The 12,930-nt window shown below is 48.3% G+C and carries 8 protein-coding genes and 2 pseudogenes; 9 read left to right on the top strand and 1 reads right to left on the bottom strand.

Features of this window, described 5'->3' with window-relative positions:
* Window positions 1–57 precede the first annotated feature (57 nt).
* The 7 genes and pseudogenes from ACFSVM_RS24100 to ACFSVM_RS24070 form a co-directional block, all read left to right on the top strand.
* A pseudogene (locus tag ACFSVM_RS24100) lies at window positions 58–624 on the top strand (S-layer homology domain-containing protein); the annotation flags it as partial.
* A gap of 624 nt (window positions 625–1,248) precedes the next feature.
* Window positions 1,249–3,789, top strand: a pseudogene (locus ACFSVM_RS24095) (LamG-like jellyroll fold domain-containing protein); the annotation flags it as partial.
* Between the two features lie 99 nt (window positions 3,790–3,888).
* A complete protein-coding gene (locus ACFSVM_RS24090; RefSeq protein ID WP_371264558.1) occupies window positions 3,889–4,452 on the top strand; it encodes a LamG domain-containing protein in 564 nt (187 codons plus the stop codon).
* A gap of 282 nt (window positions 4,453–4,734) precedes the next feature.
* Window positions 4,735–5,490 (top strand): SDR family NAD(P)-dependent oxidoreductase, encoded by a 756-nt coding sequence (locus ACFSVM_RS24085; RefSeq protein ID WP_076314244.1) that lies wholly within the window; start codon window positions 4,735–4,737, stop codon window positions 5,488–5,490.
* Between the two features lie 206 nt (window positions 5,491–5,696).
* Window positions 5,697–6,365 carry a YdeI/OmpD-associated family protein gene (locus ACFSVM_RS24080; RefSeq protein WP_090724945.1) on the top strand — a complete coding sequence of 223 codons (669 nt, stop codon included), beginning with the start codon at window positions 5,697–5,699 and terminating at the stop codon, window positions 6,363–6,365.
* 115 nt (window positions 6,366–6,480) lie between these two features.
* Window positions 6,481–7,536, top strand: coding sequence for an LLM class flavin-dependent oxidoreductase (locus ACFSVM_RS24075; RefSeq protein ID WP_076314246.1), 1,056 nt, complete (start codon window positions 6,481–6,483; stop codon window positions 7,534–7,536).
* 269 nt (window positions 7,537–7,805) lie between these two features.
* Window positions 7,806–9,368 carry a histidine kinase N-terminal 7TM domain-containing diguanylate cyclase gene (locus tag ACFSVM_RS24070; RefSeq protein WP_177178732.1) on the top strand — a complete coding sequence of 521 codons (1,563 nt, stop codon included), beginning with the start codon at window positions 7,806–7,808 and terminating at the stop codon, window positions 9,366–9,368.
* 3 nt (window positions 9,369–9,371) lie between these two features.
* Here the strand turns inward: ACFSVM_RS24070 and ACFSVM_RS24065 are convergent, their stop codons facing one another.
* Window positions 9,372–10,262 carry a diacylglycerol/lipid kinase family protein gene (locus ACFSVM_RS24065; RefSeq protein ID WP_090725096.1) on the bottom strand — a complete coding sequence of 297 codons (891 nt, stop codon included), beginning with the start codon at window positions 10,260–10,262 and terminating at the stop codon, window positions 9,372–9,374.
* Window positions 10,263–10,461: 199 nt separating this feature from the next.
* On the opposite strand from ACFSVM_RS24065, the gene ACFSVM_RS24060 reads away from it, so the two are divergent.
* A complete protein-coding gene (locus ACFSVM_RS24060; protein ID WP_076314248.1) occupies window positions 10,462–11,280 on the top strand; it encodes an alpha/beta fold hydrolase in 819 nt (272 codons plus the stop codon).
* 310 nt (window positions 11,281–11,590) lie between these two features.
* Entirely contained in the window at window positions 11,591–12,805 is a 1,215-nt protein-coding gene (locus tag ACFSVM_RS24055) for an MFS transporter (protein WP_177178731.1), read from the top strand.
* Window positions 12,806–12,930 lie beyond the last annotated feature (125 nt).

The raw sequence follows: 12,930 nt of genomic DNA, 5'->3' as shown, positions 1-12,930 counted from the left end.
GTCAACAATCCCGCAAGAAATTGAGCGATACAGCTATATTAACGAAGGAGGATATGCATGAAGAGAATGATGAAGAAAGTTACGGCCACGCTTCTCACATTTACGATGCTACTGCCTGGCGCCGCATTCGCTGACTCCAGCCAGAAGGAAGATGTGAGTGGTCATTGGGCGAAGGAGCAACTCGGCACCTGGATCGACAGCGGTCTGATGCAAGGATATCCGGATGGGTCCTACAAGCCGAACCAGCCGATCACACGGGCTGAACTTGCGACACTGATTAATCGTACGTTCAACTTGGTTGAGGTGAACAGCAGCAGTAAGTTCTCCGATCTGTCGGTGCAAGATCCTTTTTATCAAGAGATATTGAAAGCGGTTGCGAACGGTTATATGAACGGATATGCAGACGGTACAATCAAGCCGGACAGCTATGTTTCCCGTCAAGAAGCGGCGGTGATGCTGACGAAGGCTTATGGACTGCCGCTGCAATCTGCTCTTGGGTCTTCTGCACTTTCTGATGTGAAAGGGCTTCCAGATTGGAGCCGGTCATATGTTAATACGCTTGTTAATGAGGGCTATGTGAAGGGCTATACGAACGGCACCTTTAGCCCAGAACGCCAGATCACGAGAGCTGAAGCAGTGACCCTCCTTCAGAACATCTCAGGACAGGTCATCAATAAATCAGGAACTTACAGCAACATTACATCCCGTAATGTGGTCATTAATCAGCCGGGTGTGACGCTTGAGGATACGACCATTGATGGAAATCTCTATCTGACTCAAGGGATTGCAGATGGAGACGTGGTGCTTAACAATGTCACTGTCAAAGGTCAGGTTATCGCTAGTGGCGGCGGTGAGAATACAGTGCACCTGCAGGACTCTGCCATTAATGAGCTGCTGGTGAACAAGCTGAACGGCAATATTCGCTTACTTGCTACAGGAAGTACGAACATCGACAAGTCCTATGTTCTTTCCGGTGCATCTCTTGAAGAACAGGACTTAACGGGCGTCGGTTTCTTAGATATCGTACTGCAAGCGGAGCTGCCCCTGAATGCAGTCGTTCGATTGAGCGGGGAGTTTGAGCGGGTCGAAGTGGAGGCAGAGCATCAGCCTACGATTGACCTGATTAAGGGTCTGATCAAGCAGATCATTCTGAATCAACCGGCAGCGCTTCAGGTTGGTGAGGGAGCGGTCATTGATAAGGTAGAAATCCATGTCGAGGGCTCCATTCAGGTAACAGGAAAAGGGAAAGTGAATTCCAAGGATGACCGTATTGTTCATGATCGCGGTGACGAAACAACGGGTGGGAATCCGAGCCCGGATCCAAATCCAGGATCGGACTCAAGTGATCCATCGACCCCTACGACTCCTACGCCAGAAGAACCGGGTCAGGAAGCTCCTGCTTTTACGAACGTATCTGTACATGATCCTTCTATCATTAAAGACGAAGATACCTATTATGTGTTCGGTTCGCATATTGAAGCTGCCAAATCGGCTGATTTGATGAACTGGTCTACCTTTACGAACGGCTACACGACTCCAGGTAACAAGTTGTATGGCGATTTGTCCGAGAATCTTGCAGGCTCATTTGCATGGGCGGGTGAGAATGACTCAGACAGTAAAGGCGGTTTCTCGGTCTGGGCACCTGATGTGTACTGGAATGAGGATTATATCAATGAGGACGGAACGACAGGTGCCTACATGATGTATTACAGCGCGTCTTCGACGTATATCCGCTCCGCCATTGGTATTGCAGTATCACAAAATATCGAAGGTCCGTACACTTATGTTGACACGATTGTATACTCTGGATTTACCAAGAACGATGCAAAAGATGCAGACAGTCAGGTTAACAAGAAATGGACGAATACCAACATTCAAGGTCTTGTTGACAGCGAAGTGCTGGCAGAGCCGAACCCGAATTGGTTCAAGGCGGACGGTGCCTATGATAATTCACAATACCCGAATGCAATCGATGCAACCTTGTTCAAGGACGAAGACGGAAGACTGTGGATGACCTACGGTTCCTGGTCAGGCGGTATTTTCCTGCTGGAGCTTGATCCAGAGACAGGCAGAGCGCTCTATCCGGGAGAAGATGGGAAGACCTCTGATGGACGTATGATCGACCGTTACTTCGGAATCAAAATCGCAGGCGGACATACCAAATCGGGCGAAGGTCCATTCATCGTATATGATGAAGCCTCCGGCTACTATTACTTGACCGTTTCCTATGGCTGGCTTGGAGCAAACGGTGGTTATAACATCCGGCAGTTTAGAGCAGAGAGCCCAGAAGGTCCTTACCTCGATGCGGCTGGAAATGATGCTGTTCTGCCAGCGGGGACGGAGAACGAGAAGATTGGCATTAAGCTTATTGGTAACTTCCTATTCGAGAGAGAAATTGGTGAGGCTGGAACAGGAAGCGGTTATGGATATGTATCGGCAGGGCATAATTCCGTCTTCTACGATGAAGAGCTGGACAAGCATTTCTTGTTCTTCCATACTCGATTCCCGCAAAAAGGGGAGGCACACGAGCTGCGTGTCCATCAAATGTTTATGAACAAGGACGGCTGGCCTGTTGTTGCCCCGCATCGCTACTCAGGTGAATCACTTGAAGAGGTGGCAGAAGAAGAAATTGCAGGAGAGTATAAATTCGTCAACCATGGACTTGCCTATTCAGGAGATATTGTCAGCTCTGTGAATATCGTTCTGAACGAGGATCATACGGTATCCGGCGATGTATATGGAACATGGACTCTTGTTGATGACTACGAAACGCAAATTACTATTGATGATGTGACTTATGACGGCGTATTTATATCCCAGTGGGATGAGATGACGAAGCGGGAGACGATGAATTTTACAGCCATCTCTGAAGCTGGCGAAACGGTATGGGGAATCCAGCAGCCGGACAAGTCAGATGAGCAGGTCGTACAGGATGTACAGCAGGCACTGACGCTCGGGAATACATCCAATGTAAGCTCCCGTCTGGACCTTCCAACAGAAGCGGCACGAAACACAACGATTACTTGGGCAACTTCCGATCCAACTGTAATTACTGCGGAAGGAGAAGTATTCCCTCCTGAGGTAGGTGAAGAGAATCTAACAGCTGTACTGACGGCTACCATCACCAAAGGTGACGCATCACGCACGAAAGATTTCAACATTACAGTCACACCGATTGATGTGACGCTTGGCTTATCTGCACAGTATTCCTTTGAAGAGAATCTTGCCGCATCGGTTGGCGATTTCGGGGAGGGCACAATCACCGGTGATCGCATCAACAATGAAGGCGGAGCGATTACTTATGAGGCAGGAGTACAAGGGAAGTCCGCTGTATTTGACGGAAATTCAGGCATCAAGCTGCCCAATGGATTGATCGAAGGAAACGAATATTCGGTGTCCATGTGGCTGAACCCGGCACAGACAACACAATATACAACGGCCTTCTTCGGAGGCTCGGATAAGAGCTGGATCAGCTTCGTTCCCCATGGAGGCGATGGGAATACGATGCTATGGTCCGGGGAGAGCTGGTACGATGCATCAACAGGCTCCCGAATTCGAACCAATCAATGGCATCACGTAGCCTTCTCCGTCAATGGTGAATTTGTTAAAGTGTTCGTTAATGGAGAAGAAGCTTACTCCGGAACAGGATTTCCTCATGTATTTACGACGAGTGAAGGTGTGTTTAGTCTTGGTGTGAATTTCTGGGATACGCCGTTCAAAGGGAAAATAGATGAGCTTAAAATTTATGATGTGGCCATTACAGCCGAAGTTGCATCGAAGCTTGCTGAAGATCTGCCGCCGCGTGAAGAAGGACCTGCAGAGCTGCAAGCGCAGTATTCCTTCGAAGAGAATTTGGCAGACACTGTCGGTAACTTTGAAGCAGGAACCGTGATTGGTAACAATATCAATACTCCGGACGGTGGATCCATCACCTACCAAGACGGGACAGAAGGTAAAGCAGCCGTATTTGATGGCAAGTCGGGCGTAAGACTGCCGAATGGGCTTATATCCAGTGACAGCTACTCTGTAACGATGTGGGTATATGCAGATGAGCTGCCAGGCGTGAATACGACCACTTTCTTTGGAGCGCTGTCGAATGCAAGCTGGCTTAGTCTAAAGCCGGCAGGTCCTGAGGGTAAGTCCATGCTCTGGTCTAATTCCAATGGAGCTTGGTACAATGCGGTAACAGGCACTAAGCTTCCATTAAGTGAGTGGACTCATTTGGCCTTCACAGTCGCTGGCGATCAGGTCAAGGTATATGTTAATGGGGAAGAAAAATTCACAGGTTCAGGCTTCCCGGACATCTTTCTCGACAATACAGGAACCTTCAGTCTGGCTGTGAATTGGTGGGACCCCCCGTTCAAAGGCATGATGGATGAGCTGAGAATATATCAAGGTGCCATCAGTGCAGAAGAGGTACAGGAGCTTGCAACAACATCGGCAGTGAACTAACACAGCAGGTGGATCAAGCAGGAATAACACAATAAGGGTAGGCGAACAATAAGTTCGTCTGCCCTTTTTTTGGGCTATTCGACGTATGTCATAAATCCTCATATTTAAGAGCTTCTTGGGCAAACATATAAAAATGGAGTTGTCTGGCAACAGTTCGTCTTGAAGCTCGAACCAACAAAGTTCGACTACATTTGACAAAACTGTGACAGAGGAGTACAATAACAAATAGTTAGTAACTCACTTCAATATACTTACTTTTTATATACAAAGGAGTCCTGAATCATGTCTGAATTAAACGGAAAAGTCATCGTCGTTACAGGTGGAGCAAGCGGTATCGGCAGAGAGGCTTCTTTGCAGTTGTCGGCAAAAGGAGCAACGATTGTTGTAGCTGATTTTAATGAAGAAGGTGCCAAGAAAGTCGTATCCGAGATTGAAGCGCAGGGCGGTACAGCGGCTGCTTACAAAGTAGACGTATCCAATGGCGATGAGATCAAAGCATTAATCGACTTTACAGCTGAGAAATTCGGAACCTTCAGCGGTATTTTCAATAATGCGGGTATTGGTCTGGTTAAACCGTTCCTTGAGATGGATCCTGCGTCCTATCACCGTGTAATTGATGTCGACCAACACAGCGTATACTATGGTATGTACTACGGAGCTAAGAAAATGGTTGAGCTTGGCGTCAAAGGTACCATCGTGAATACAGCTTCCATCTATGGAACCATTGCTGCTGTCGGCAGCTTCAACTATAACGCAGCCAAAGCGGCTGTTGTGATGATGTCCAAATCTGGTGCACTTGAGCTGGCCGAGCATGGGATCCGTGTGGTGGGTGTTGCTCCTGGCTTTATTAATACGCCGATTCTTGGGGAAGATGAAGCAGCGAAGAAATTCCTGGCCGAGCAGCATATGCGCGGTGAACTGATTGAGCCGGAAAAAGTAGCAAGCGCTGTAACCTTCCTGTTTACCGATGCTGCTTCTGCCATTAACGGAACAACGCTTCCAGTGGATGATGGTTTCCTGAGCTTTAAAACAAAATAATTGCCGTTTTTGAATAGCTGACTTGCACACGAATCGGTGTATAGACGTTTAAAGCGTTTATGCACCGATTTTTTCATATGAGCAGGACACACGAACTAAATATCGATTCAGTCTCCTCGTGTTTATATGATTCGTTCGCTATAATCTCTAGTGAAAGCTCTAGCTTCCTCTTTTTTCACAGAATATATGAATGGACAGGTGAGAAGATGACAAAGACCATTGTACAAAAGCTGAATTTACATAACTTTACCCGCAAGGCCGTGCTGAATTTGCCTGCAGACATCGATTATTTTGCAGAGCTCGGGGAATATGAGCAGGAGCTGGCAGAGAGTAAATATGATCTGATCTTTGCCTTCGTGCTGGATATGGACCAGATGAAGTCACAGGTGAGCAGGGTAATCGAAGAGGATCTGCTCGAAGAGAAGGGCTACCTGTACTTCGCTTATCCCAAAAAGGGCAACAAGGTTTACGCTACTTACATTCACCGTGATGAGATCTTGGGAGGAATAGGGGCAGATGAGGACGGCTATGTAGGGACAAGCAGTATTAAATTTGCCCGCATGGTGGGTATGGATGACGTATTTACCGTGGTAGGGCTGAAGAAGGAACAGCGGAAGAGTAAGGAGTCCTCCAAAGCAAGCCAGAGAGTAGAAGATTATGTCGCCATGATCCCAAATGTGGAGCAGGATTTGCAAAATGAGCCGGAGCTGCTTGCCTTCTACCTCACCCTTACCCCTGGATATCAGAAGGACTGGGCACGGTACGTATACAGTGCCAAGCAGGAAGCAACGAGAGAGAAACGACGGGAAGAGATGAAGATGATTCTCGGAAAAGGGTACAAGAGCCGCGAGCTGTACCGCCAGGAGCAAGGGTAGATCTTCGGATAAAATAGTGCTTGATAAATCAGCCATTCGACCTCAGAATATAGATAGTGCGTTAAAGTTATTAACTTACAAAAATTAATTAATATAAAGCAGGAGGAGAAATCGAATGGAGATAGGAATCAGTACTTTTGCAGAGACATCACCCGATGTGCATACCGGTGAGGTGATGAGTCACGCGCAGCGTCTGCGCGAAGTGGTGGAAGAGATTATTCTGGCCGATCAGGTGGGACTTGATGTATATGGAGTTGGGGAGCATCATCGAAAAGATTATGCCGCATCCAATCCTGCAGTCGTTCTGGCAGCAGCAGCACCGCAGACCAAGCGAATTCGGCTCACGAGCGCCGTGTCCGTGCTGTCATCAGCCGATCCGGTACGTGTGTTTCAAGACTTTGCGACCTTGGACGGCATTTCGAACGGACGCGCGGAGATTATGGCGGGCAGAGGTTCTTTTATCGAGTCCTTCCCCCTGTTTGGCTATGATCTGAATGACTATGACACCCTGTTTGATGAGAAGCTGGATTTGCTGCTCAAGTTAACCGCATCGGAGAAGGTAACCTGGCAGGGGACTCATCGTCCGGCAATCAACAATCTTGGCGTTTATCCAAGGCCGGTTCAGGACCCTCTTCCGGTATGGATTGGCAGTGGTGGGAATCAGGAATCCGTCATCCGGGCCGGGCTGCTGGGGCTCCCGCTCGTGCTTGCGATTATTGGAGGAAGACCTGCACAGTTTGCACCGCTGGTTCAGCTGTATAAGAAGGCGGCTGCCCATGCAGGGCATGATGCTTCCAAGCTTCCAGTGGCTTCTCACTCCCATGGCTTTATTGCAGCAGATCAAGAGACAGCTGTGGAGAAGTTCTTCCTTCCGACCCAGCAGAGTATGAATGTCATCGGACGGGAACGGGGCTGGCCGAGCTACTCGCGCCAGAGCTATGATGCAGCCCGCAGTCTTGAAGGGGCGCTGTATGTTGGTGACCCGGACACGGTGAGCGAGAAGATTATATATTTGCGAAAAAATGTCGGCATTACTCGGTTCATGCTTCACGTCCCCCTGGGCACAATGCCGCATGAGGAGGTCATGACGGCGATTGAGCTGCTCGGCACGAAGGTCGCCCCTCGGGTTCGGGAAGAGATCGCTGCGTGGGAAGCGAATGGTGGAGCCTAAATCAGTGATATCATGATAAGTGATTGATTATAAATAGAAGATCTTCAAGCCTTACTTTAAGCGTAAGGGTTGAGGATCTTTTTTTTTGCGTTATAGATGGCAAAGAAGTGAAAAAAGCAAAAAAAAATAATCTACAATTATTCCTATCGTGATATAGTAGATTAAAGTCGTTTTATGTAGAATTATGGCTAGAGAACGGCAACAACCTGTTTTATAATTTAATGAGGATTTAGTATGAAACCATAAAAGTAATCATGGAGTAGATGAAGATGGCAGAAGAGCTGCGCTTACCGGTATTCATGATCATGGCTGGCGGCAGTATAAGCGTAATTTTATGTGTATACGGACTGCTGAGGCTTAAGAGTGCACCTGGCGGGATGTACTATGTCTGGATGACATTAATGGCATCCTTTTTTTCATTTGCCTATGCGGCGGAGCTGACCAGCTCGACACTGATGCAGATCAAGTTCTGGATCACCGTCGAATACATCCCGCTTCCGCTTATTCCTGCATTCATGCTGCTCATGTGCACACAATACGTCGGCGTGGCTATGAAAAAGTGGGTTTATTATATCCTTTTTGCCATCCCAGTGACGACGACACTCATCCAAAGCACGAACGAGCTGCATCATCTGTACTACACCTCCGTGACACTCCGGGGGAACGCTCCATTTCCGATCGTGGAGCTGACTTATGGACCGTGGTTCGCGGTGCACTCGGTTTATCTGTACGGATGCATCATCGCGAGTGCCGCTATCCTGCTTGTACAATGGGGCAAGGCAGCGCCCGCCTTTCGGAGGCAGCTTCTTACGATGGCGGTTGGGAATCTTGTGCCGATTATCGGCGCCTTTTTGTACTTGGCGGGTATGAGTCCTTACGGGATCGATCTGGGGCCTGTTTTTATTAGTCTGTCCTTTATATTTCACAGCATCGCCCTGTTCCGGTTTCAGATGTTCAGCGCCGTACCTCTGGCGAGAGAGATGGTATTCGAGCATATGAGGGAAGGAGTCGTCGTATTAGATGACAAGGACATCATTGTTGATTACAACCAAACAGTGCTGACTGTGTTTCCAAGAATGACCAAGGGGGTTATAGGCCGCTCGGCATCGGCTGCACTTCAGGATTATCCTGAGCTTGCGGAGCTGGTTCGCCGTGGGCTGGAGTTTGACTATATGCTCAAAATAAATGGAGTGAATCAGCATTTTCACGTCAGATTTACACCGATGATGAAGCAAGGGATGCCGATCGGCCGCATCATCACGTTTGCCAACATCTCAGAGCGCATCCTGATGCAAGAACAGCTCAAGGAGCTGGCTGATACGGACGGTCTGACCCAACTCCTAAACAAAACCGCACTACTGAGAGAATCGGATAGGGTCATTCGTGAATACACCGAGCATGGGGGAAGGCTCTCCGTGATCATGTTCGACATCGATCTGTTCAAAGAAGTTAATGATACGTATGGTCATGAAGCAGGAGATATCGTGCTGACCCATGTGGCAGATGCCATTCATTCGACACTCAGCGGTGCAGGATTTGCAGGCCGGTATGGCGGGGATGAATTTATCCTCTGGCTTCCGGACACCTCCCTGACGGAGGCGTGTGAGCTTGCGGAATCGATTCGTAAGAATATTGCTGGACGTCAGATGATTGTAGAGGACCAAGAAGTTAGGGTAACCTCCAGCTTTGGTGTAGCGCATGCCGGTATCGTCCCTGGCGAAGGACAGCATTCCGCTCAGTCCCTCATGAGGGAAGCAGATAAAGCGCTGTATACCGCCAAGAAATCGGGGAGAAACAGTGTTTATCCGCTTAGAAAATGGATCCATGTATAAAATCTAATCTTCCTCTGGAACGATCACATCAATATGACGGGGTAATATACGCAGATGGAGGGGCAGAGAAGGACCAGCTTCTCCATCAATATTGGTAGACAATGACTCCTCAGATCGAACACGGACTTCCTTCGCTGTAAAGTAAACCACGTCGGAATGATCCTTTAAGTTCCCGAGTAAGAGCGACGTTCCGACAGTAAGAGTGTTAAAGAAGTTTATATCTTTGATGATGAAGCAGTGAATCAGTCCGTCGTCCACGGAGGCCGAAGGCACCATCTTCTCAAATCCGGCGACAGAGTTCGTTAATGCAGCCACGAACAAGGGGGATTCACCTACCCATGTTTCATCATCATGCTCGATAATCAGATGATTGGACGGGCTGTTCACGAGGCGTTTAAGGCCTTCTTTGTAATAAGCGAACGCGCCGAGCTTCGATTTTTGCTCAGAGCTCACCTCAGCTAACACTTCAGCCAGCATGCCGACCGCAATGACGTTGGCAAAGATCCGATCATTGATCAATCCGATATCAATCGGCTTCAAGCGGGTGGAACGGAGCGTACGGATCGCCTCATCCGGATCAAGCGGGATATGGAGTGCTCTGGCAAAATCATTAACAGTGCCGAGAGGAACAATGCCAAGCTTGGGTCTGTGCGCTTGATCCATGTAACCATTCAGCGTCTCGTGCAAGGTACCGTCTCCTCCGATGGATACAACCAGATCATAGCAATCCTCACAGGCGGAAATGCAGAAGGCTGTTGCATCATGCTCCTTCGCTGTTTCGTTTACGGACGTCTGGTAGCCCTGTTCCTCCAAGACCTCCTGTACATCTCTCAGATAGGCAAGAGCTTCTTCCTTACCTGAAGAAGGGTTAATAATAATCATTGCCTGCTTCATATCGTTGTTCCTTCCTTGGTTATCATTTTGATATTCTTTACCCTGAGAAGTCCCCATGTGAATACCCGGCAAGCCTACATCCTCAAAAAATAAGAAAGAATCGCCCACATACCTTCTATTTTTCACAGAAGCATTTCCCTTTATTATCGTATGTAGATGCAGCTACGCTGTTTGCGATAAATAAGAGAGGTGTGTTGATATGACTTCTACTCCTTTAACGGATAAATATATAAATTTAGATACCTGTGCTGTCGTTACAGAATTTCCTTATATGCTGAACCCATTCATGCTGTCCGATGATGAGAACCGTTTCGTCACGCCGCCTGGAGAGCTTGTTCCGGTGGGGGATCGCCAGCTTCACACGCTGATTACCGGATCAGGCGATCAGACGATTATTCTGGAAGCAGGTAACGGCGGCTGCTCACAGGACTGGTCTCGGATACAGCCTGAGCTGTCCAAGCATGCAGTAGTGCTCTCCTATGATCGTGCAGGATTCGGCTGGAGCAGGGGAGAGGAGAAGCAGCAGACCTGCCGAGAGGATGTGGAGGATCTGCGAACCCTATTGGCTGTGAAGCAGCTGAAGCCTCCCTATGTTTTTGTCGGGACCTCGTTCGGTGGAATGACCATACGGCTGTTTGCTTCCATGTATCCGGATGAAGTGTCTGGATTGCTGCTCGTCGATTCGATTCATGAGGGCATGAACATCGAGGCTATAGCTTCAGGATATCGCCGCAGTGCATTTGCAGTCGCTGATCCTGAGCTTGAGCTTAGGTATGCTCGTGAGAGTGTTCGGCAGTTGTATAGTGCTGCACCGCTTCGGCCTTCGATGCCGGTCATCGTGCTGACGGCAGGCAAGCAAACGGAAGAGTGGAAGGACAGCCAGCAGGCATTGTTTGAACTGACCAATTGCACAATACCGCTAACGGTTCAGGACAGTGAGCAAGACATTCATATTCATCAGCCGGAAGCGGTCGTTGATGCAGCGCTCTCCCTGGCCATACTCGGCCAGCGTGGATAGTATTTGGTCTGTGTAGTTGCGATTATATCTACAGCAAAGCTGTCGCCTTACGAGAGATCGTGATTTTGAAGGATTCCTTTACCTTATGGGTTGAGGAGTCCTTTTTTAGGTACGCCTCATACGCACCTGGACATATGTAAAAAAGTACATTATAATAATAGAGCAATATAGTTACCTAGGGTAACTAATAGTGAAAAGAACACGGCCTTTTTTGACTAATTAAGCTCAATAAAGCTTTTTGCTGCAAAGAACCAGACTTGCACCAATGCAGGGTGGTCCTTTTTTTGATGTATAGAAAGGGGAATATGCAATGGAACAGACAATTTCAAAGGACCGATTATGGACAAAGGATTTCTTCATTGTCTTCGGTGTGAACTTTTTATTATTTTTATGCTTCTACTTGCTTGTCGTGATCATGCCATCTTACGCGATCAATGAGTTTGGGGCATCGGAGAGCATGGGTGCATTCGCATCCAGTATTTTTGTGATCGGTGCATTGATCGGCCGGCTGGTTGGAGGCAGCACAATTGAGAAGGTGGGACGGGGAAGAATGCTCTTGACCGGGCTGATTTCTTTTGTCATCCTAACCTTTCTTTATTTCGTCACCCCTAATCTGGGAGTGCTCCTGATCGTCCGTCTGCTGCATGGGATTGCCTTTGCGCTAGCCTCTACTGCGACAGGAACCATCTCGGCCAGCCTCATCCCTCATTCCAGAAGAGGAGAAGGAACCGGATATTACGGGGTCAGCATCATTATTGCCTCTGCCATTGGCCCGTTTATCGGATTGCTGGTCAAAGAACACGGGAGCATCACGTTAAACTTTATTTTATGCGCGGTTCTTGGCGTACTATCCTTGGCTTCCTCTTTCCTGATGAAGGTTCCGAAGCTTACACTGACCGCGGAACAGCAGAAGGACTTAAAAGGCTTCAAGATATCCAACCTGGTGGAACCGAAGGCCATTCCGATCTCCATCATCAGCTTCGTCATGGCGTTTGGATATTCTAGCATTCTAACTTACCTCACCTTGTTTGCCGAAAAAATAAACCTGGTGGAGGTCGCAAGCTTCTTCTTCATCGTCTATGCGATTGTCGTCATTCTGACCAGACCCTTCACAGGGAAATGGTTCGATAAGCATGGAATCAACGTGGTCATGTACCCTGCTATTGTGCTGTTCGCCATTGGACTTGCGATACTGAGTCAGGTGCACAGCGGTCCATTGCTGCTGCTCTCCGCCGTCTTCGTCGGGCTTGGCTACGGAACAACGCAGGCCAGCGCTCAGGCTCTCGCCGTGAAGAGATCTCCCGTTCACCGGATGGGACTGGCTACCTCGACCTTTTATATCTTTGTGGATGTGGGAATCGGCGTGGGGCCCTTTATTCTCGGGTTCCTTACACCGGTCATCGGCTACAACGGCATGTACATGGCAATGGCGGCACTGATGATCGTTGGATTTGTTCTTTATTATGCACTGGTGGGCAGAAAAGAAGCCGCAATGCAGAATTCAGAGCTTAAGATATTGAATTAACGACTGAGAAGTCGTGGCCAGCCTTAATGCCTATTAAAAAAACTCCCTGCCTTCTTTGGCAGGGAGTTTTTTTATATCAGCACCGTTTGTTCTTGGTATCGCGAAATGAGATCTTGCATAGTGCA

The organism is Paenibacillus shunpengii, assembly GCF_042684905.1.
Taxonomy (GTDB): Bacteria; Bacillota; Bacilli; order Paenibacillales; family Paenibacillaceae; genus Paenibacillus; species Paenibacillus shunpengii.
This window is presented reverse-complemented; position numbering and strand designations above follow the sequence as displayed.